This is a genomic window from Mesorhizobium sp. C372A, assembly GCF_030323245.1.
Lineage (GTDB): Bacteria > Pseudomonadota > Alphaproteobacteria > Rhizobiales > Rhizobiaceae > Mesorhizobium.
In genome coordinates this window covers 5,776,944-5,797,942 of record NZ_CP100475.1, presented here as the reverse complement: position 1 = coordinate 5,797,942, position 20,999 = coordinate 5,776,944, and the positions used below count along the sequence as shown (strand labels likewise).

The window sequence follows — 20,999 nt, the reverse complement described above, 5'->3', positions numbered from 1 at the left end:
ACCGCGGCTACTCAGTCCTTAAACGCGGCGGAGAGCACCGCTGGCATTGGCGGGCCGTCAGGCCGCCGCCTTCACCGCCGGCTGCGCCTTCTTCACCGGGATGCGCACCGACACGATCGTGCCGACGCCTTCGGTCGAGCGGATTTTCAGCGCTCCTCCTTGCAACTCGGCCAGCGAGCGCGAGATGGCAAGGCCGAGGCCGGAACCGGCGTGGTTCTTCGAAAACTGGTTCTGCACCTGTTCGAAGGGGCGGCCAAGCTTGCTCAGTGCCTCCTTCGGAATGCCGCAGCCATTGTCCTCGATGGTCAGCACCAGCGCGCCTGACGTGTTGCGGGCGCGCACCGAGATATGGCCGCCCTGGCCGGTGAACTTCACCGCATTCGACAGCAGATTGATGGCGATCTGCTTGATCGCCCGGCGGTCGGCGAACAGCGTCATCGTATCGGCGATACGGGTTTCTACCGTGATCGATTTCTCCGCCGCCTGCAGCGAGATCACCCGCACCGTCTCGCGGATCAGCGGGCAGAGATCGATTTCCTCGCGGTCCACCGAGAATTGGCCGGCTTCGATCTTCGACATATCGAGTATGTCGTTGATGACGCCGAGCAGATATTTGCCGCTGCCGTTGATGTCGTTGGCATATTCCTCGTAGCGCGGCGAACCGAGCGGCCCGAACAGGCCTTGTTCCATCAGTTCGGAGAACCCGATGATGGCGTTGAGCGGCGTGCGCAGCTCGTGCGACATGTTGGCCAGGAATTCGGATTTGGCCCGATTGGCGGCCTCGGCGCGCTCGGTTTCCTTCATATATTCGCGGTTGAGCTCGACCAGTTCCTTGGCGCGCTCTTCCTCGGCCCGGCGGGCGAGGCTGAGGTCGTGGATGGTCGCCATCAGCCGGCGCTCGCTGTCGACCAGCTTTTCCTGGTGCAGCTTGATCTGGGTGATGTCGGAGCCGACGGAGACCGTGCCGCCGTCCCGGGTCCTCAGTTCGTTGACCTGCAGCCAGCGGCCGTCGGAGAGCTGCCGCTCGAAGGTTGCGCCCCCTTGCGGCCCGTTGGTGTTGGCCAGCCGCCGTTCAGAGGCGAAGGCCAGCATGCGCTCTTCAAGCACGGCGCGCGCAGCGCCCGGCATGACGTCGCGGTCCGACAGGCCGTTGTCCTTCTGGTATTTGGAATTGCACATGATCAGGCGCTGGGCGGCATCCCACAGCACGAAGGATTCGTTGATGTTTTCGATCGCGGTCCGCAGGCGCAGGTCGGCCGCCTCCGAGCGCAGCGCCAGATGCCGCTGCTCGGTGACGTCGACGGCAATGCCGATCAGCTGGATCTCAGGCGCTTCCGGGTCGATCACCTGGGCCCTGGCGCGCATCCACACCCACTGGCCGTCGGCGTGACGCATCCGGAACACCTGGTCGATATGGTCGATCTCGCGCTCGACGATTTTGTTGGCCAGCTCGAACAGGTCGCCGTCCTCGGGGTGGATGATGTCGTCGACCTCGCCGAACGACAGCATCGAGTTGCAGGGCTCGTAGCCCAGCATGTCGTACATCGAGCGCGACCAGTACATCTTGCCGCGCACCATGTCCCAGTCCCACAGGCCGCAGCGACCGCGAACCAGCGCCATGTCGATGCGCTGATGGGCTTCGAGATAGATGCGGTCGGCTGTCTGGGCGCGCGATGCCTGGCCGAAATAGGCGTAGAGGATGATGATCAGCACGCCGGCTGTCAGCACAAACAGCGTGACGTTGAGCGAGACGGTCTTGCGCCAGTTGTCGAACGCCGCTTCCTGCGGCACCAGCACGGCGGCGGCGTTCTTGCGGTCCCGGGTCAGGCTCACCGCCGCGTACCAGTCCTGGCCGCCGATGCTGACATCCATGACCCCGGCGCGGTCGCCGAACATGAACAGCGGCTGGCCGTCCAGCACCAGGCTGTCCAGCGATCGCCCTTGCCAGCCGGTCGACAGCGGCGACACGGCAATGATCTTGAAGGCGCTGTCGGTGATCACAAGCACATGGCTTCTGCCCATGGCGCCCTGGCGGCTCGTGCTTTCCAGAAGATCAATTGCACCGCTGGATGCCGCGGTCGGGTCGGCCGAGATTGCGTTCGCCATCTGGCCGGCGGCGAGACCTAGCACCGCCTTGCCGTCGCGCTCGGCCTCGTCGCGCTCGTTCATCAGCGACAGCACGCGCAGTGCGGCGATGACGATCAGGAAGATGATGATGAGAGCCGGTATCGAACGGCGCAGAAGGGGTTCGGCAGCCAGGAGCCGCCGGTAGGCTGGTTCAGCGATGAGCCGCGTATTGCCGGCGAGGCCGTCGCCTCGCGCCTTGCGCCGCTCAAAAGCCGTCCCTTCGGGCGCGCCCCACGCGTCCGCCTTGGCCATAAATGGCACTCCCCGAATTTCCGTGCGCTTGACGATCCGGCAACACCGCACATCCGAATCGTGTGTAAAGAATCAAAGGTGATTCGCCTTGTCCAGAGGCGCGGCCGAAAAACATTAAAAATTGATTGAAATAACGCTGAAATCCCTCCCCTTGAGGGGAGGGTGGCCCGAAGGGCCGGGTGGGGTCCTCGGCGAAGCGCTCGACTCTCTCAATCACGGTCGAAGTTGGTCGAGGTCGCGCACTGCCGCAACGACCCCACCCGTCCATCCGCCTTCGGCGGCTGTCCACCGTCCCCTCAAGGGGGAGGGATCAGGCCAGCGTTCGCTCCACAATGTCCCGCAAATCCGCCGACAGGTTCTCGGCACCGGCGATGGCCAGCAGCGCTTCCCTGGCCTTGGCTTGCCTGCCCGGCTCCAGCGAGCGCCACGAGCGCAGCGCTGTCGCCAGCCTGGCCGCCACTTGCGGATTGCGTTTTTCAACCTCGAGTACGGTCTGGGTAAAAAACCGGTAGCCTTCGCCATCGGCGCGGTGGAAGCCGGTCTGGTTGGCGCTGGCGAATGTGCCGACCAGCGAGCGCACCCGGTTCGGATTGGCCATCGAGAAAGCTGCGTGACCAGTCAGCTCGCGTACCGTGTCGACTGTCCGGGGTCCCGGCACGCTGGCCTGGATCTGGAACCATTTGTCCATGACCAGCGGATCGGCGCCATAACGGGCCTCGAAATCGGCCAGCGCCTTGATCGCCTCCGGCGAACCGTCATGGCGGTGCGCAAGGACGGTCAGCGCTGCGGCGCGGTCGGTCATGCTCGTCGCGACCTCGAAATGCCGGGCGGCGAGCGCAGCACCTTTCGGCAGCAGCGAGAGGTAGTCGAGCAGGATGTTGCGCAGCGCGCGGCGTCCCGCACTTGCCGCGTCGGGGCTGAACGGCCCGTCGCCGGCGAGGCGGCCGTATAGGTCGGTGAACGTTTGCTGATTGGCGCGCGCGATTGCCAGCGCCAACGCCTCGCGGGCGGCAAAGATGGCGTCGGGATCGATGTTCGTGCCGATGTCGCGGGCAATGTCGGCCTCGCCCGGAAGTGACAGCGCCAGCGCCCGGTAGGCAGGTTCCAGGGTCTCGTCGCCGGCGATCTTGCCGGCAAGTCCGGTCAGCCTGGCGGTGAAAGCCGGCTTCGCGCCGCCGAGGATCTGGCGGAAGGCCGCTATCAGCGCATCGGTGAGCAGCGTGTTGAACGCCTGCCAGCGCGCGAAGGCATCGCTGTCATGGCCGGCGAGGAAGAACTGGTCGTCGGCCTTCTGCTCGACCGAAAGTGTGATCGGCGCCGAAAAGCCGCGATTGAGCGACACCGCCGGCCGCTCGGCGACGCCTGAGAAGCGCACCATATGTCGACGCTTGCGGATGTGGATAACGCCGTCCTCGACGGTGGCTCCCTCGACGCCATCATAGGCGACCGGCTCACCGCCCGCGCCGACCAGCCCGAAGGCGAGCGGAATGTGCATCAAGCGCTTGCGGCTCTCCGACGGTGTCGGCGGCACCGACTGCTCGATCTCAAGCGTAAACTCGCGCGTCGCCGGATTGTGCGTCGAACTGACGGTCAGGTTCGGCGTGCCCGCCTGGTGATACCAGAGCGCGAACTGCGACAGGTCGCGCCCGGAGGCGTCCTCGAACACCTTCAGGAAGTCCTCGATCGTCGCGGCCTGGCCATCATGGCGCTCGAAATAGAGGTCCATGCCGGCGCGGAAAGCCTCGGCCCCGAGGATAGTGCGGATCATGCGCACGACTTCCGAGCCTTTTTCGTAGACGGTCGCCGTGTAGAAATTGTTGATCTCGCGGTAGCGGCGCGGCCGCACCGGATGCGCCAGCGGTCCCTGGTCCTCGGGGAACTGGTGTGCCCTCAGCGTGCGCACTTCGGCGATGCGCTTGACCGCGCGCGAGCGCTGGTCGGCGGAGAATTCATGGTCGCGAAAGACCGTCAGCCCTTCCTTGAGGCAGAGCTGGAACCAGTCGCGGCAGGTGATCCTGTTGCCGGTCCAGTTGTGGAAATACTCATGCGCGATGATCGCCTCGATATTGGCGAAATCGGCATCGGTGGCGGTTTCCCGGTCGGCCAGCACATACTTGTCGTTGAAGATATTGAGGCCCTTGTTCTCCATGGCCCCCATGTTGAAGTCGGAAACGGCGACGATGTTGAAGACGTCGAGGTCGTATTCGCGGCCGAAGGCCTGCTCGTCCCATTGCATCGAGCGTTTCAGCGCATCCATGGCGTAGCCGGCAAGCCCCTCCTTGCCTGGCTCGACATAGATGCCGAGTTCGACCTCGCGCCCGGACATGGTGACGAAACTGTCCGCAACCTTGCCGAGATTGCCGGCCACGAGCGCAAACAGATAGGACGGCTTGGGGAAGGGGTCGTGCCAGACTGCAAAGTGCCAGCCGTCGGCAAGCGCGCCGCTTTCGACCGGATTGCCGTTTGAAAGCAACAGCGGCGCTTCGTCCAACCTTGCCTCGATACGCACGGTATAGACCGACAGGATGTCGGGGCGGTCGAGGAAATAGGTGATGCGGCGAAAGCCCTCGGCCTCGCATTGCGTGCAATAGACATTGCTGGAGCGGTAGAGGCCCATCAGCGCCTCATTGCTGGCCGGCGCGATCTCGGTCTCGAGCAGCAGCTGGAAACGGGCCGGCGGCCTCAAAATGGTCAGCTGGTCCGGCGTGGCGAGATACTCGGCCGGGGCAAGCTCGCGACCGTCGATGGCAATGCGCTTGAGCACCAGCCCGTCGCCGTCCAGCACCAGCGACGTCGAGGCGGCGGCGCCATCGCGGCGTTCGATCGTCAGCACTGCGGTGACACGCGTTGCGTCTGGCGAAAGGCGGAAGGTGAGGCCGGTTTGCGGGATGGAAAAGTCGTTGGGGCGGTAGTCTTCGAGCTTGAAGACCTGGCCGGTATCGGTTCGCATTCCCTTGGGTTTCCCTGTCGCTATCGGAGCCGCTGACGTGTCCTGGCCCATTAAATCTAAAGTTGCGCGCTCTTTACACGAAACGGTCACTCGACAAAACTGCGCCAATGCCTATTTCGGGGCGTTCCCCTTCCGCCATTATCGTGAGGCCTTGATGACCGTCGTCACATCGAAGTTCGGCATGGGCGCCTGTGTACCGCGTCGTTCGACGCGCATCTCAGCGGAGATCCGGGAAGCAACAAAACAGTGAAAGCCGGGCCTGGAGACGAAGCGGGCGGGAAACTGTCCGATCATCCCGGCGCGCATCGGCCCAAAAATCAATGTCGATTTTTGGAAAGCACGATGCGCAGATTTAAAGTGTCAGAGCGTCCTTTACGCGTCGAAGACGACGCGCGGCGCTCTAATGTTCTCACTGGGATCATGCTCAAGGTCATGTCGGTGGCGGTCTTTGTCGGCATGCAAACCTGCATCAAGGCCGCCGGCACTTTGCCGGCCGGCCAGATCGTCTTCTTCCGCTCCTTCTTCGCCATCTTCCCGATCATCGTCTTCCTGGCCTTCAAGAGAAAACTCGGTACGGCGTTCGCCACCAAACGCCCGCTGAACCACATTGCGCGCGGTGTCGTCGGCGTTTGCGCCATGGGGCTCGGCTTCTTCGCGCTGACCCGGCTGCCGCTGCCGGAAGCGATCACGCTGAACTATGCCCAGCCTTTGCTGGTGGTGGTGTTCTCTTCGCTGTTCCTCGGCGAAGCTATCCGCGTCTATCGCTGGAGCGCGGTTGCGGTCGGTCTGGTCGGCGTGCTGATCATCTCGTGGCCGGAGCTGACGCTGCTCACGTCGGGCGCCGCGCTCGGGGACCAGGAGGTGCTGGGCGTCATCGCTGCTCTTGTTTCTGCGGCAATCTCCGCCAATGCCATCCTGCTCGTGCGCAATCTTGTCCAGACTGAACGAACAGCGACCATCGTGTTGTGGTTCTCGGCGACGGCGAGTGTCATGGCGCTGCTTACGCTGCCCTTCGGCTGGCAGGCGCTGACGCCGCTGCAGGCCGGTCTGCTGGTCGCAGCAGGGTTCTGTGGCGGGCTGGCGCAGATTTTGATGACGGCGGCGTACCGCCATGCCGAAGCTTCGGTGGTGGCGCCGTTCGAATACACCTCGATGATCCTCGGCGTCGTCGTCGGCTATTTCGCCTTTGGCGATATTGCCACCATCAACACGCTCGTCGGCGGTGTGATCGTCGTTGCCGCCGGCATCTTCATCATCTGGCGCGAGCGCCAACTCGGCCTGGAACGCACCCGAACGCGCAAGGCAGCGCCACCACAGGGGTGAGGAGGTCCGCGGGGTTGCTCAGCTAGCTTCCGCACGTTCCTTCGCCAGCCGCACCAGCACCGCTCGCGTCTGCTCGTCGGCCGGGAAGAAAGACTCGATCGCCAGTTCCGACAGCGTCACGTCAAGCGGCGTGCCGAAGACGGTGATGGTGCTGATGAAGGACAGCACCTGGTCGCCATGCGCAGCCGCAGCGGGTGGACGATGCCGTTGGGCTCGACCGGCACCGGCCGCGCACCCTTGAGCCCGGACGGATAGGTTCGCAATTCGCGCTCCAGCTCGACCAGGACGGGATCGCCGGCGGCATCGTTCTGGTGTTTCAGCCGCTCCAGCAGATGCGCCCGCCATTCCGCGAGATTGACGATACGCGGCGCGATGCCGTTGGGGTGCAGGCTGAGGCGCAGCACATTGACCGGCGGCTGGAGCAGCGACGGCTCGGCAACATCGGCCAGAAACGGGCCGATGGCGGCATTGGCGGAAATCAGGTTCCAGTGCCGGTCGACGGCGAGCGCGGGGAACGGTTCATGCCCCTTGAGCACGCTCTCGACCGCGGCAAGCGCCGGCGCCAGCGTCTTGTCTGTGAGTGGCCGCTCGCTGAAGCTCGGGGCAAAGCCGGCAGCCAACAACAGCTGGTTACGCTGCCGCAGCGGAATCTCAAGCTGCTCGGCCAGATGCAGCACCATCTCGCGCGAGGGCGCGGCGCGGCCGCTTTCGACGAAGGAGAGATGTCGCTGCGAAATCTCAGCCTCCATTGCGAGATCAAGCTGGCTCATGCGCCGCCGCGTGCGCCATTCGCGGATCAGGCTGCCGGCGGAGGTCTGGGGTGTTGTCATGGGTGAAAGGATTAGGCCGGGGTGGGCGGTATTTCAATTACCTCGGAGGTCATTGGCGCGGTTCTCCCTTCTCCCCCTGTGGGAGAAGGTGGCCGAGCGAAGCTCGGTCGGATGAGGGGTGTTCCAGGGAACGCCAACGTCTCACTCCGCTGGAACACCCCTCATCCGTCTCGGCGCTGCGCGCCGATCCACCTCCCCCCGCAAGGGTGGAAGGAAGAGGCGCGCCTCACCCCACCTCCCGCAACTTCGCCTTCACCTCGAGAAAGTCCCGCCAGGCCAGCTTCTTGTGCGCAGGGGTCCGCAAGAGATAGGCCGGATGCAGCGTCGGCATCGCCGGAATGGCGACACCGGAAGCCGTGGTGTGGACGCGCCAATTGCCGCGCAGGCGCAGGATGCCCTCGGTAGTGTTGAGCAGGGTTTTGGCCGAAGGGCCGCCGAGATTGACCAGCACCTTCGGATTGACCAGCTCTATCTGCCGCTCGATGAAGGGACGGCAGATTTCGGTCTCGTGCGGCGTCGGCGTGCGGTTGCCGGGTGGCCGCCAGGGAATGACGTTGGCGATATAGACCGAAGTCCGGTCAAGCCCGATCGCCGCCAGCATGCGGTCGAGCAGCCGGCCCGAGCGGCCGACGAAGGGCAGGCCCTCAATATCCTCGTCGCGGCCGGGCGCCTCGCCGACCAACATCACCGAACCTTCCGGATTGCCGTCGGCAAAGACCAGGTTCTTGGCGGTGAATTTGAGGTTGCAGCCATCGAACGACGCCATGTGCTGGCGCAGTTCGTCGAGCGTCGAGGCGCTTGCCGCCATTTGCCGGGCAAGAGCCGCCTGCGCCTCGTCGGGCACCGTCGCGGTGGCCGGCACGGAGCGCGCCGGCGCGTCCGGCACCCGGCTCGCATCCAGACCAGGGCTTGCCGTGGCTTGTTCCGGTGCCTTGTTTTCGCGAGGCGGCGCGGCTGGCGCCGGTGCGCGCACGGGGCGCTTCGGTGCTGCCCCGGCAAACCGGTTCACCGGCGCGTCCTCCAACGGTTCGTCGACACCGGCAGAGGCGTAGAAGGCGAGCAACTCGGCCAGGTCGGATCGGTTGTTGGGGGAGGCGGCAGTCATACCGGGCACATTCGTCCGCCGAGAGACGATTTGCAAGGTTGGGCGGTTAGTAATCTCCCCCTCAAGGAGGGAGATTACGCGCTCGTCGGCTTTCGCCAATCACGAAGGGCATTTCGTGGCGATTTTCACGGCGTCTGCCGCTTACCCCGTCGGTATCCGCGGATCCTGCACCAGATAGAACGTCCAGCGCGGCGTGTAGTCGGTGATCAGAAACTCGAAGCGTCCCCTCTTCAGCGGGTCGATCTGTCCACTCTTGAACAAGAGCCGGTCATAGGGTTCGAAATCGCGGTCGAAATCGGCGTACGCGCTCGACAGGATGTTGTCGGGCGTCTTGTTGCGCTGGTCGAAGGACAGGCCGTCGCCGAACACGCTCGGCTGGTTGAGTATCTCCTGCAGCTCGAACTGGAATTCGACCCAGGCCTGGCCGCTGTTGTTGAGCACCTCGATACGCATGTACAGGATGCCGTTGGCGAATTCGCCGTTGGTGCTGAACGGCTGGATCGGTTTGGTGGTGCGGATGGTGAGCGTCACCGGCGTCGACGAATTCAGCTCCTCGGAGATGACCAACGGATCTTCCTTGGTGCCGGTGCCCGAGGCGCCGGTGATGTGGAAACCGCCAAGCTCGTCGGAAAAGGAATAGGCGCCGGTCGCCCACACCTTCACCGGCTCGGCCTGAGCGCGAACCGTCGTAAGCATTGAAAGGGCGAGAAGGATCGCTCGGCAGGTCCGGCCGGGCGGAAGGGGGAAGCGCGTCAATGAATAGCCGGACGGCGTGCGCATGGAAATAAGTATGGCCGATAAGAGAGCCGTCGAACAATTAAAATATGGGACGCTGAGCGCGGCCGCGCGCAAAACGCTTGCGGCAGAGTTGTCATCCGCGACTTTTTGTCGAAATCGGCATTGTCACGTCAGCGCCGGTTTCCTGTCGCGGATTGATGCGCTATGCAGCGCAGGAGCCAGCAAAATGCCGGAAACGGTTGGCCAGAGCGGAGGGGTTGATGAGCGAGATCGAACGCGAGAGCATGGAATTCGACGTGGTCATCGTCGGGGCCGGCCCGGCGGGCCTTGCCGCAGCGATCCGTCTCAAGCAGGTCAATCCCGAGCTTTCCGTCGTGGTGTTGGAAAAGGGCGGCGAGGTTGGTGCCCACATTCTGTCAGGCGCCGTCGTCGATCCCATAGGCGTCGACCGCCTGTTGCCGGGCTGGCGCGAGGAAGATGGCCACCCCTTCAAGACGCCGGTTACGGCCGACGATTTCCTGGTGCTCGGCCCCGCCGGCTCGTTCCGTCTGCCCAATATCCTGATGCCGCCGCTGATGAACAATCACGGCAACTACATCGTCTCGCTCGGCAATGTCTGCCGCTGGCTGGCAACCAAGGCTGAAGCGCTAGGCGTCGAAATCTATCCGGGCTTTGCTGCCGCCAGCCTCGTCTACAACGATGCCGGCGCGGTCACGGGCGTCGTCACCGGCGACATGGGCGTCGAAAAAGACGGCACACATGGCCCGGGCTTTGCGCCGGGCATGGCGCTGATGGGCAAATACGTGCTGATCGGCGAGGGCGCGCGCGGTTCGCTGTCCAAGCAGCTGATCGCAAAATACAAACTGTCCGACGGCCGTGAGCCCGGCAAGTACGGCATCGGCCTCAAGGAGCTGTGGCAGGTCAAGCCCGAGAACCACCGGCCGGGCCTGGTGCAGCACTCCTTCGGCTGGCCGCTCGACCTGAAGACAGGCGGCGGCTCCTTCCTCTACCACCTCGAGGATAACCAGGTCGCGGTCGGCTTCGTCCTGCATCTCAACTACAAGAACCCCTGGCTGTCGCCCTTCGAGGAATTCCAACGCTTCAAGACGCATCCGGCGATATCGCGCACCTTCGAGGGCGCCAAGCGCATCGGCTACGGCGCGCGCGCCATTACCGAAGGCGGCTGGCAGTCGGTGCCGAAACTCTCCTTCCCCGGCGGCGTGCTGATGGGGTGTGCGGCGGGCTTCGTCAACGTGCCGCGCATCAAGGGTTCGCACAATGCGGTGCTGTCCGGCATGCTGGCGGCCGAGCATGTCGCGCAAGCGATCGGCTCCGGCCGCGCCAATGACGAACTGTCGTCTTATGAGGACGCCTGGCGCGCGACCGATATCGGCAAGGATTTGAAGAAGGTCCGCAACGTCAAGCCGCTCTGGTCGCGCTTCGGCACCATTATCGGCGTCGGCCTCGGTGGTCTCGACATGTGGCTGAACACGCTGTTCGGCTTCTCGCCCTTCGGCACGCTGAAACATGGCAAGGCCGATTATGCCACGCTTGAGCCCGCGGCCAAGCACAAGAAGATCGCCTATCCCAAAGCGGACGGCGTGCTGACCTTCGACCGCCTGTCCTCGGTGTTCCTGTCCAACACCAATCACGAGGAAAACGAGCCGGTGCATCTCATCGTCGGCGACATGGAGTTGCAGAAGCGTTCCGAGCATGATGTCTTTGCCGGGCCTTCGACCCGCTATTGCCCGGCCGGTGTTTACGAATGGGTCGACAAGGACGGCAACGCCGCCGCCGATCCGTCTGACAAGGATGTGCGTTTCGTCATCAACGCGCAGAACTGCGTGCACTGCAAGACCTGCGACATCAAGGATCCCAACCAGAACATCAACTGGGTGCCGCCACAAGGCGGCGAAGGCCCGGTCTATCAGGGCATGTGAGCCTCACCGACCGGGGCCGTCTCAACCAGCAAAAATGGCGGCGATGGCCGGGTTTACCAAGGCATGTAAGGCGCTCGGCGCCAAAGATTGTTGAAACCGTCGTCTGCTTGTGGTCTCATTGCCGCGTCCATGGGGAAAATGGCATGCGCGTGGTGGTCTTGTTTTGCGTCGCCGTCGTAAGCGCGGCCTGCGGCGTCGTCGGGACGGCGTCGGCGGGGGTGAAAACCGTCGTCAAGACGCGAACCTATGACATCACCGGCACGACAGGTGCCGGTCTGGTTATCGCCATGAACCGCAGGGGCCCCAAGCACGGTTTCATGACCCACGCCATCGCGCAGACAAGCTACACCGCCGACTGGAGCCTGGACGTGGGTCAGGTCAACGGCGTCTGCCGCCTGCGCCAGGCCAATGGAACGCTCAACATCGCCTACACCTACCCGCGCGTCGCCTCGGCCGTCACGCCGGCGCTGCGCAAACGCTGGAACCGGTTTTTCACAGGCGTTCTCGCTCATGAAGGAACCCATGGCCGTATCGCCGGGCAGATGATGCAGGCTGCCGAGCGGTCGGTTCGCGGCCTGAAATTTGCCAACGATCCGCAATGCAACAAAACGCGCGTCGAAGCCACGCGGCGCTTGCAAGCCACTTCCAAGCTCTATGAGGCAAAACAGATCGCGTTCGACGCGCGCGAGCACAGTGAAGGCGGCCATGTCGAGCGCATCATCGAGGCCTTGGTAGGCTTGTGAAACCGTAAGCCCCGTGGCGTACGATCTAGCCGCCCATGCTGGGCTGGATCAGCGACACAGTCGCGGTAGAATCCTCGTCGACCGGCTTGGTCTCGTCGCGCATCAATGAAAATTCCACCATCACCGGCAGATGGTCGGAGCCGGTCTCTTCCATCTGCGTCGACGACAGGATGGTCACCCCGCCCTTCGAAAACACCTGGTCGATCGGCAGGCCCACATAGCGCCGCAGGAAATCGGGCAGGGTCCGGTGGATCCAGGTCGGTCCGGCCGACGGCATCACGGTCAGTCCGCCGAGCGAGGCAACGCGCCGTACCGCGGCGCTCCACGGCACGGCATTGCAGTCGCCGGCCATGATCGCCGTCTCGCCGAGCGAGGTGAGCGTCTCGGTCAACTCGCCGATCTGCCAGTATTGTTCCTTCGGCCACGGCCAGCTCAAATGGATCGCCGCGACATCGACCGGAGTGCCGCCGAAATCGACGGTGGCGGCCGCCATCGCGCCGCGCGGTTCGCAATGCGGCTCGGTGCCGGCCGCAAAAGGTCGCCGGGACAAAAGCGCCACGCCCCACACGCCGTCGGGATGGGCGCACAGGATGCGATAGGGATAGGCGTTCTCGATATAGCCGAGTTCGGTCGCCCACATGGCCGATACTTCGTCGAGCGTGATCACGTCCGGGTTGGTCCTGGCGATCAGCGAAAGAACCTTCTTGGGTGTCGGATTGTTGAAACGCAGGTTCATCTGCAGCAGCCGGTAGACCGGTTCGTTGCCGGGCGCGGCGTCATTGGCGGCCTGCACCGGCCACAGGCGCGGCAAGGTGCTCAACGTGCTGGCGAAGGCGGCCACGGCCAGCAGCAGGCCCACGCCCGCCTGCAGGCGAAACGAGGTGGCGAGCAGCGGCAGCGCAATCAGCCCCATCAGCACGGCAAAATGGATGCGGAAATGGGCGAAGGAATCGAAGGCCGGATGCAGTGCGCCAAAGAACCCGGCTACAAGCGCGGCCGAGAGGCCGAGCATTGCCAGGAACGCCATTGAAGCCATCATCTTTCGCACGCGTGCCATCAGACCGGGTTTTGCCCATAGACCGGGTAATACATTGCCGAGGTATCAGGCCTTTATCGGCTGAAATGCGGCCCAATCAAGATGACGAAACGCCTCGCGGCAAACATTTACGGCAAGCCGGTCTACTGAAAGGCCGTCTCCGAAAAGCTTCTCAGCTTGCGCGAATGCAACCGTTCCATCGGCATTTCCGCCAGCTTCTCCATCGCCTTGATGCCGATGGTCAGATGCTGCGCCACTTGCCGCTTGTAGAATTCGGTCGCCATGCCGGGCAGCTTCAACTCGCCATGCAGCGGCTTGTCGGAGACGCAAAGCAGCGTGCCGTAGGGCACGCGGAAGCGGAAGCCATTGGCGGCGATCGTGGCCGATTCCATATCGAGCGCGATGGCGCGCGACTGCGACAGCCGCTGCACCGGTCCGCGCTGGTCGCGCAGTTCCCAGTTGCGGTTGTCGATGGTGGCGACGGTGCCGGTGCGCATGATGCGCTTGAGATCGTAGCCGGAAAGTCCGGTGACTTCGGCGACCGCCTCCTGCAGCGCCACCTGGATCTCGGCCAGCGGCGGTATCGGCACCCACACCGGCAGGTCATCGTCCAGCACATGGTCTTCCCGGACATAGGCATGCGCCAGCACATAGTCGCCCAGCGCCTGAGTGTTGCGCAGGCCGGCGCAATGGCCGAGCATCAGCCATGCATGTGGCCGCAGCACCGCGACATGGTCGGTGATCGTCTTGGCGTTGGACGGGCCGACGCCGATGTTGACCATGGTGATGCCGCCATGGTTCGGCTTCTTCAGATGATAGGCTGGCATCTGAGGCAGGCGCGGCGCCGCCACGCCTTCGCTGGGCGCGTTTTGCCCTGCCTTGGTGATGACATTGCCCGGTTCGACGAATTCGGTATAGCCGTGGCCGCCTTCAGCCATCTGGGCCCGCGCTCGGGCGACGAACTCGTCGATGTAGAACTGGTAGTTGGTGAACAGCACGAAGTTCTGGAAATGCTGCGGGCTGGTCGCCGTGTAGTGCGTCATGCGGTGCAGCGAATAGTCGATGCGCTGCGCCGTGAACGGCGCCAGCGGCCTTGGTTCGCCGAACGCGACCTCGAAGGTACCGTTGGCGATCTGGTCGTCGGTGCCGTCGAGATCCGGCACGTCGAACAGGTCGCGGATCGGCCGTTTGATGCGGTCGGCGGCGGCGCCATCGACATGGGTTCCTTCAAGGAACGCGAAATGCAGCGGGATCGGCGTGGTCGATTCCGAAACCGTTACCGGCACGCCGTGATTGCGCATGATCAGGCGAAGCTGCTCTACGAGATAGCGTTCGAACAGCACCGGCTGGGTGATGGTGGTCGAGAAATGCCCGGGGGTCGGCATGTGGCCGTAGGCCTGGCGCGAGTCGATCTGGGTGAACGAATTGGTGGTGACGCCGATCTCCGGGTAGAAGGCGCGGTAGCGCTTGCTTTCGTCGCCGCCGGCGGCAAGCGTGGCAAAGGAGTCGCGCAGAAACTTGGTGTTGCGGTCGTAGAGCACCTGCAAGGCGGCCACGGCCTTTTTGGCGTCGTCGAAGCTCTGCTTGCCGAAAGGCTCCGGCATGACGACCGATTCGATAGCTTGTGGGTAGATTCGCTTTTCCATGGCTCAATATAGAGACTTGAGGCCGCACTTGGGAGGGGAGGGTGGCCGCCAAGTGGTCGATTTATTCGTCCACGCCCAAGGTGTGCTGAGATTCAGGTAAGGCTGAGCCGGAGTCGAGGACGGGCGCGAAGCGACCAAACTGGTTGGCTTCGAGAACCGGAGCGGAGCGTACTCGAAGCATGTGAGCACCAAGGCCGCCACTTGCAGGCCGGCATCACCTTAATACCGGCACACCTTACCCGCGCTGCAGACTGACCAGCAAGACAAAGCCGACACCATGCTTCTTCGTCGCCGGCGCGTCGATCGTCGTGTCGGCATTGGCCCGCATCATTGGCATGGCCAGGACCGGCGCCGACAGCACGACCAGGACGAGCGCCGCCCGCGGCAGGAGCCGAAGGGTCTGGAGGGCGTTGATGGCGATGCGGTTCATGGCTTTTGCTTTTCTGTTTGGATCTATGTCTTTGTCGTCTCAGGGGCGAAAATGGTTCATGCAATCGAATTGGCAGGAACTGGCTGCATCCCAGGAACGGGCCGGACGGCCGGATTCGGCCACGAGGATGGCGAAGAGCATCCCGAACAGGCTCATCAACAGGCAGACGATGGTGAAGCGGCGAGCGAGCATTTGCGGAGTGTCTCCTTGAACACGCCATCAAAATGCCCTGATGCGACTGAACCGGCGCTGATGCCGACGTTCATCTGCGGTTCAAAGTGATTGACGATGTTTTAGGGAGAGCATCGGTTCGGGTTTGCGCCGCCGCAAACGGCACGGTCGTCGCTATGGCGCGGACCGTCCTGCAAAAGAAAACGGGGCCTGTGAAGGCCCCGTTGGTCAACTCAAAGCAGCAAGATCAGAGCTTGTGCCAGGTCTGGCTCTTGCAGATCAGCCCGCCGAGCACGCAGCCGCTCATCTTGAGCGAGGTGCCCGACAGTGTTGCCTTGCCCGAATAGGTCTTGTCGTTTGCCGGATCGGTGATGTTGCCGGCATATTTGTTGCCCCCGGCCGCCTTGAGCGAACCGATGGTCTTCCCGGCATATTTGCCGGTCTTCAGCGTGATAGAGAATGAACCGCTGCCGCCGATTACTGCTGTGTCGCCGGCTTGTGTCTTCCAATTGCCTTCGATCGGATCGGCCCAAGCCGCACCAGCCATCATCACGGCGGCCGCCAGGGCCAAGCTCACATTGCGAAACATATCTGTCCTCCCTGGTTTAGATGGGGCAGCCGCCTCTCTGCCGCTTACGCAAACGTAAGCTAATCCAGCTCCCGGCAAAACAAAAGCGTGCCGCGACGGAAGGTTTCGCAATTTTCATGCGGGGTCGGGAGAGCGCAGCCCGTGAAAATGAAACGATCGAGGCGTTGGCTTTGGTTTGCGTGGTTAGCAGAGTGTTGATCGGCGCCTTGCAAATTTTCGTCAAATCGATCGAAAAACGGCGGGATTGCTGACTTTGTATCCTTAACGAATTTCCGCGTTTACCTCTTGTTTTAGCTTTGTTTTCTCCAAATTAAGCACGCCATTTAACGACGGATTCAAGGCTCGGCCTCATTCTCGGAAGCATCGAAAGAGCGGCTCCCCAGGGAACACCGGGGGACAGAAGAGGCCCGCTCTCGGGAGCCAGACAGGGGACTAAAATGGCACGTTTTGAAATGCTTGAAGCCGGCTTCGGCGCCATGGGGGCAACTGCCCAGGCCGACATTCTTTTCGAACTGGGCATGATGTATGCGACCGGCCGCGATTGCGAGACCGATGTCGTTGCCGCCCACAAATGGTTCAACATCGCCGCCATCAAGGGCTCGGTCCGCGCCGCGGAACTGCGCTCGGAACTGTCGGCCGCAATGTCCAAGGTCGAGATCGCCAAGGCGCTGCGCGAAGCCCGCGAATGGATGACGATGCACTGAGATCGCGAGCAGATTATCGCAGGCAGATTATCGAAAACAGGGAAGCCCCGGGATCAAGACCGCAAAGACGGTCGGAACCGGTGAAACGACAAGGCCGCGACAAGACGGCCGACCATGAAAGAACAAGAACGCGGCAGGCCGGCACGGTCCAGTCGTGCACAATGGGGACGGCGGGCAGGTTTTCGTGGCGCGGGGGCGCATGGGGACTGCTACGAGCAAAAAGCCACGACCGGCCGGAACAGGCTGGCGTGGCTTTTTGCGTTGATGAGGCCCAATCGAGCGGCGCCGATGCGCCTAGACAGGCCCAATGAAGGATGAAATTGTCCCGCCTTCGGAAAGAAGCGCGGCCAGAGCGGCTGCGCGAGTGTGGGAGGAGTTCTATCACCATGAAAAAAACGGGTATTTTGAGCGCGGCCGTATTTGGCCTGATGATGAGCGCGCCGGTTGCCTTTGCCGATGACATCACCATTTCGGTGGTCGGCCCGATGACCGGACAGCTCGCCACGATCGGCGACCAGTTCAAGCAGGGCGCAACGGCAGCCGCCGACGCGATCAACGCCGCCGGCGGTGTCAACGGCTCGATGATCAAGCTCGACATCGAGGACGACCAGTGCGATCCCAAGCAGGCGGTTTCGGTGGCCAACCGGATCGTTGCCAACAGCGTCAAGTTTATCGACGGCCATGCCTGTTCAGGTTCGAGCATCCCGGCTTCCGCCGTCTACGCCGAGGCCGGCGCGCTGATGATGAGCCCGGCCTCTTCCAATCCCGAGCTGACCGATGCCGCCGCCAAGGCCGGCTGGCCGACGATCATGCGTCTCTATACGCGTGACGACGCGCAGGGCGCCTTCATTGGCCCGTGGATCGCCAAGAAATATGCCGGCAAGAATGTCGTTATCCTGCATGACAAGAGCGCCTACGGTCAGGGCGTTGCCGATGCCGTGAAGGCGACGATGAATGCCGGTGGCCTCAAGGAGATCGACTATGAAGGCATCAATGCCGGCGAGAAGGATTATTCGGCTCTCGTCACCAAGCTGAAGGACCTCAAGGCCGACGTTGTCTATTTCGGCGGCTATCACCCGGAAGCCGGGCTTATCCTGCGTCAGTCGGCCGAGCAGAGCGTCAAGTTCCAGCTGATCATGCCGGACTCGATCGCCTCGCCGGAATTCTGGCAGGTCGCCGGCCCCGCCGGTGAAGGCACCCTGTTCGTCTTCCCGTCGGACCCGCAGGCCAAGCCGGAAGCCAAGGAAGCCATCGCCAAGATCAAGGCGGGCGGCTTCGTGCCGGAAGGCTTCACGCTGTTCTCCTACGCCGTCGTTCAGGCGTTTGCAGAGGGCGTCAAGCGCGCCGGAACAGACGATCCGGTCAAGGTCGCCGAAGCGCTGAAGAACGGCACGCCGTTCAGCACCGTGGTCGGCGACGTGACCTTCGACGAAAAGGGCGATCTGAAGAACGCCAGCTACGACATCAACCAGTGGCACGACGGCAAATACGCACCGATCGCGCAGTAAGCGGCCGCGTACTCATGGAAATGGCCGGGCTTGTCCCGGCCATTTTTGTTCAAGCCTCCAGCCGGCTATGAAGCCTCTTCAACGAAGCGCACCAGCACCGTTCCGTCGGTGACCTGCGCGCCCTCTGTGGCGATCTCGGCGATCACGCCGTCATGGCTGGCCGCGATCGTGTGCTCCATCTTCATCGCTTCCAGGATCAATAGCGGCTGGCCCTTGATCACCCTTTCGCCCTTTGCCGCGCGCACCAGCTTGACCAGGCCCGGCATCGGCGCGCGCAGGCTGCCGGAAGCGGCGGCCGCCTCGTCGGTTCGCGCCAGCGGATCCGGGACGAGGAAACTGTAGCCGACGGCGCCTTCGAACACGGTGACGTGGCCTGGCCAGCGGGCAAGGCGAGGGGCGGCGCGAAGATCATGCGAATTGACGCTGTCATAGGGCGCGTCCAGCGCCACCTCGAAGCGCCCGTCCGGCCGCACTGAAACACGCGCCAGTATATCGTCCTCGCCATGCCGCAGGCGCGTGCGGCGCGCAATGCTGTGGAAATGCGCATAGCCGGCAAGCGACGACCACGGATCGTTCGACGGCGGCAAGGCACCGGCGCCCGCCGCGGCAAGGGCCGCCGCGGCAACGATCTCGCTGCTCGGCGGGGCGACCGCGGTCAGCGCTTCCTGATGCCTGCCGATCAGGCCGGTATCGACGTCGCCGGCCGAAAAATCGGCGTTCGCGGCAAGTGCCGCGAGAAAGGCGGTGTTGACGGTCGAGCCGGCAATCTCGGTCTGCGACAACGCAGTCCCGAGCGCGTCGAGCGCCGCCTGCCCGTCCTTGGCGTGGACGACCAGCTTGGCGATCATCGGATCGTAGAAGGGCGAGATCGCATCGCCGGCCCGCACGCCGGTCTCGACGCGCATGCTGGCGCCTTCGGGCGCGTTGTCGGGAAACGCCAGGTGATGCAGCGTGCCGGTCGCCGGCAGAAACCCTTTCGCCGCGTCCTCGGCATAGATACGCGCCTCGAAGGCGTGGCCGGAAAGCGTGATTTCGCTCTGCGTCTTTGGCAGCTTTTCGCCGGCGGCTACGCGCAACTGCCATTCGACGAGGTCGGTGCCGGTGACCATTTCGGTGACGGGATGCTCGACCTGCAGGCGGGTGTTCATTTCCATGAACCAGAAACGGTCGGCCTTCAGCCCTTGCGAGGCATCGACGATGAATTCGATGGTGCCGGCGCCGGAATAGCTGATCGCCTTGGCGGCCTTGACCGCCGCTTCCGTCATCGCCTTGCGCAGCGCCGGCGTCATGCCGGGCGCCGGCGCTTCCTCGATCACCTTCTGGTGGCGGCGCTGCGCAGAGCAGTCGCGCTCATAGAGATGCACGGCATTGCCAAAATTGTCGCCGAACACCTGGACCTCGATGTGGCGCGGCTTGTCGACATATTTTTCGACCAGCACGCGGTCGTCGCCGAACGCGGCCTTGGCCTCGCGCCGTGCGCCCGACAGCGCCTCGGAGAAATCGTCGGGATGTTCGACCCGGCGCATGCCCTTGCCGCCACCGCCGGCGCGCGCCTTGATCAGAACGGGATAGCCGATCTCACGCGCCTTGGACGCCAGCAGCACGATCTCCTGCGCCTCGCCATGATAGCCCGGCACCACCGGCACGCCGGCCTTTTCCATCAGCCGCTTGGCCGCGTCCTTCAGCCCCATGGCGCGGATCGAGGCGGCCGACGGGCCGATGAAGGTGAGCCCTGCCGCCACCACCTGGTCGACGAAATCGGGGTTTTCCGAGAGGAAGCCGTAGCCGGGGTGAATTGCTTCGGCGCCGGTCGCCAGCGCCGCCGCAACAATCCTGTCGCCGCGCAGATAGCTTTCACCGACGGGCGAAGCGCCGATATGCACCGCCTCGTCAGCCATTTCGACGTGCAGAGCCTTGGCGTCCGCGTCGGAATAGACGGCAACGGTGCGCACCCCCATCTTCCTGGCCGTGCGTACCACCCGGCAGGCGATCTCGCCGCGATTGGCGATCAGGATCTTGGCGAACATGGAGCCTCCCGGGTTTGTCTCGGGCGGCGCCGGTCTGGCAGGAATGAGCCTATTTCGAAGCCGCGATTTTGCAGCCGCCGCTCGCGGTCTGAACCTTCCACTTTTTCAGGCCAACCTGACAGCTTCGCAACGCCAACTCTTCCGCGGCCTTCTGAGATGGCGCGTTCAGCCGCGCACCGCAGATGATGTAAAGATCGTCGACGCGCGAGTAGAATGTGGTCGCGTAGGCCGAGTGGCCACTCGCCGCGACATAGGCGTTGTACGACTTCGTGCAGGGCTCCTTTGGATTCAGTGACAACGGAGGCCAGAATCGGGTGTCTCCCTTGCTGCCCGCCAGCGATCCAGCCGCCCCGATACCGGGTGCCGTAAATACGAGCAGGCCGGCAAGCATCGATACAGTAATTCGTTTGATGCGTGTCGATTTCATCTTGCGCCGCCCATTTGAAAAATGCCCAAGCCGATGCTTGTCGGCCTACTTCGATGCCGCAACTTCGCAGCCCGCCCCTGTAATGACCTTGTAATGGCTGCGGGCGGACTCGCAGGATTTCATCGCCCGTTCTTCGGCAGCCTTCTGTGACGGTGCATTCAAGCCCGAGCCGCAGATGATGTACAACGAACGGATCCGGGCATAGGGCGTGGTCGCATAGGCCGAATGGCCGCCGGCGGCCACATAGGCGTTGTAAGCCATGGTGCACTGGTCTTTCGGGCTTTTCGGCAAATACGGATAGAAATGGATGTCGCCTTTGCTTCCCGCCAGCGATGCCGCGGCGCCAACGCCGGGTACCGCAAATATAAGCAAGACTGCAAGTACCGACGCAGTCGTTTTTCCCGAATATTTCGGCCTCATCTTTACCCCATCCCCGTTGCCCAATGCGGGATG

Annotated in this window: 18 protein-coding genes and 1 pseudogene; 6 read left to right on the top strand and 13 right to left on the bottom strand. The window is 63.4% G+C overall.

The genetic code is table 11. The features are described 5' to 3' along the window. Positions 1–57 precede the first annotated feature (57 nt). The gene (locus NLY42_RS28050; protein ID WP_023684522.1) at positions 58–2,379 is read right to left on the bottom strand and encodes a PAS domain-containing sensor histidine kinase; all 2,322 of its coding nucleotides are present in this window, start codon (positions 2,377–2,379) and stop codon (positions 58–60) included. A gap of 310 nt (positions 2,380–2,689) precedes the next feature. Then, the gene (gene pepN / locus NLY42_RS28045; protein WP_023754797.1) at positions 2,690–5,329 is read right to left on the bottom strand and encodes an aminopeptidase N; all 2,640 of its coding nucleotides are present in this window, start codon (positions 5,327–5,329) and stop codon (positions 2,690–2,692) included. Positions 5,330–5,366: 37 nt separating this feature from the next. Between pepN and NLY42_RS28040 the strand changes: the two genes are divergently transcribed. Both NLY42_RS28040 and NLY42_RS28035 read left to right on the top strand, forming a co-directional pair. Continuing rightward, positions 5,367–5,579 carry a hypothetical protein gene (locus tag NLY42_RS28040; protein WP_155922471.1) on the top strand — a complete coding sequence of 71 codons (213 nt, stop codon included), beginning with the start codon at positions 5,367–5,369 and terminating at the stop codon, positions 5,577–5,579. 170 nt (positions 5,580–5,749) lie between these two features. Further along, the gene (locus NLY42_RS28035) at positions 5,750–6,652 is read left to right on the top strand and encodes a DMT family transporter (RefSeq protein ID WP_023754796.1); all 903 of its coding nucleotides are present in this window, start codon (positions 5,750–5,752) and stop codon (positions 6,650–6,652) included. Positions 6,653–6,670: 18 nt separating this feature from the next. Here the strand turns inward: NLY42_RS28035 and NLY42_RS28030 are convergent. From NLY42_RS28030 to NLY42_RS28020, 3 genes and pseudogenes are all read right to left on the bottom strand, one after another. Continuing rightward, positions 6,671–7,482, bottom strand: a pseudogene (locus tag NLY42_RS28030) (helix-turn-helix domain-containing protein). A 226-nt stretch (positions 7,483–7,708) separates the two neighbouring features. Continuing rightward, a complete protein-coding gene (locus NLY42_RS28025) occupies positions 7,709–8,587 on the bottom strand; it encodes a uracil-DNA glycosylase (RefSeq protein WP_023754794.1) in 879 nt (292 codons plus the stop codon). A 141-nt stretch (positions 8,588–8,728) separates the two neighbouring features. Continuing rightward, entirely contained in the window at positions 8,729–9,283 is a 555-nt protein-coding gene (locus tag NLY42_RS28020) for a hypothetical protein (RefSeq protein WP_032895976.1), read from the bottom strand. A 302-nt stretch (positions 9,284–9,585) separates the two neighbouring features. Here NLY42_RS28020 and NLY42_RS28015 point away from each other — a divergent pair, with 302 nt between their 5' ends. Continuing rightward, the gene (locus tag NLY42_RS28015) at positions 9,586–11,265 is read left to right on the top strand and encodes an electron transfer flavoprotein-ubiquinone oxidoreductase (RefSeq protein ID WP_023754792.1); all 1,680 of its coding nucleotides are present in this window, start codon (positions 9,586–9,588) and stop codon (positions 11,263–11,265) included. Next, positions 11,262–12,008: a DUF922 domain-containing protein gene (locus NLY42_RS28010; RefSeq protein WP_348625725.1), complete on the top strand. Its 747-nt coding sequence runs from the start codon at positions 11,262–11,264 to the stop codon at positions 12,006–12,008. Before NLY42_RS28015 ends, NLY42_RS28010 begins: the two co-directional genes overlap by 4 nt. A gap of 25 nt (positions 12,009–12,033) precedes the next feature. On the opposite strand, the gene NLY42_RS28005 is transcribed toward NLY42_RS28010, so the two are convergent. The 5 genes from NLY42_RS28005 to NLY42_RS27985 all read right to left on the bottom strand — a co-directional run bounded on the left by NLY42_RS28005 (position 12,034) and on the right by NLY42_RS27985 (position 15,880). After that, positions 12,034–13,047 carry an endonuclease/exonuclease/phosphatase family protein gene (locus NLY42_RS28005; RefSeq protein ID WP_156933752.1) on the bottom strand — a complete coding sequence of 338 codons (1,014 nt, stop codon included), beginning with the start codon at positions 13,045–13,047 and terminating at the stop codon, positions 12,034–12,036. Positions 13,048–13,187: 140 nt separating this feature from the next. Further along, positions 13,188–14,648: an AMP nucleosidase gene (locus tag NLY42_RS28000; protein ID WP_023731828.1), complete on the bottom strand. Its 1,461-nt coding sequence runs from the start codon at positions 14,646–14,648 to the stop codon at positions 13,188–13,190. A gap of 277 nt (positions 14,649–14,925) precedes the next feature. Further along, positions 14,926–15,120: a hypothetical protein gene (locus NLY42_RS27995; RefSeq protein ID WP_023670200.1), complete on the bottom strand. Its 195-nt coding sequence runs from the start codon at positions 15,118–15,120 to the stop codon at positions 14,926–14,928. A 39-nt stretch (positions 15,121–15,159) separates the two neighbouring features. Next, positions 15,160–15,312, bottom strand: coding sequence for a hypothetical protein (locus NLY42_RS27990; protein WP_023670201.1), 153 nt, complete (start codon positions 15,310–15,312; stop codon positions 15,160–15,162). Between the two features lie 226 nt (positions 15,313–15,538). Beyond that, complete coding sequence (locus NLY42_RS27985) at positions 15,539–15,880, bottom strand: DUF2147 domain-containing protein (RefSeq protein ID WP_023754791.1); 342 nt, start codon at positions 15,878–15,880, stop codon at positions 15,539–15,541. Positions 15,881–16,317: 437 nt separating this feature from the next. On the opposite strand from NLY42_RS27985, the gene NLY42_RS27980 reads away from it, so the two are divergent. Both NLY42_RS27980 and NLY42_RS27975 read left to right on the top strand, forming a co-directional pair. Then, the gene (locus NLY42_RS27980; RefSeq protein ID WP_006199745.1) at positions 16,318–16,584 is read left to right on the top strand and encodes an SEL1-like repeat protein; all 267 of its coding nucleotides are present in this window, start codon (positions 16,318–16,320) and stop codon (positions 16,582–16,584) included. 386 nt (positions 16,585–16,970) lie between these two features. Continuing rightward, complete coding sequence (locus NLY42_RS27975; protein ID WP_023687260.1) at positions 16,971–18,092, top strand: ABC transporter substrate-binding protein; 1,122 nt, start codon at positions 16,971–16,973, stop codon at positions 18,090–18,092. Between the two features lie 65 nt (positions 18,093–18,157). On the opposite strand, the gene NLY42_RS27970 is transcribed toward NLY42_RS27975, so the two are convergent. From NLY42_RS27970 to NLY42_RS27960, 3 genes are read right to left on the bottom strand one after another with little or no spacing between them, the layout of a single operon-like run. After that, the gene (locus NLY42_RS27970; RefSeq protein WP_023754790.1) at positions 18,158–20,119 is read right to left on the bottom strand and encodes an acetyl/propionyl/methylcrotonyl-CoA carboxylase subunit alpha; all 1,962 of its coding nucleotides are present in this window, start codon (positions 20,117–20,119) and stop codon (positions 18,158–18,160) included. Positions 20,120–20,168: 49 nt separating this feature from the next. Then, positions 20,169–20,546, bottom strand: coding sequence for a hypothetical protein (locus NLY42_RS27965; protein ID WP_023684512.1), 378 nt, complete (start codon positions 20,544–20,546; stop codon positions 20,169–20,171). Positions 20,547–20,591: 45 nt separating this feature from the next. Beyond that, on the bottom strand, positions 20,592–20,966 hold the full coding sequence (locus NLY42_RS27960; RefSeq protein WP_023670207.1) for a hypothetical protein: 375 nt from the start codon (positions 20,964–20,966) through the stop codon (positions 20,592–20,594). Between the last annotated feature and the right edge of the window lie 33 nt (positions 20,967–20,999).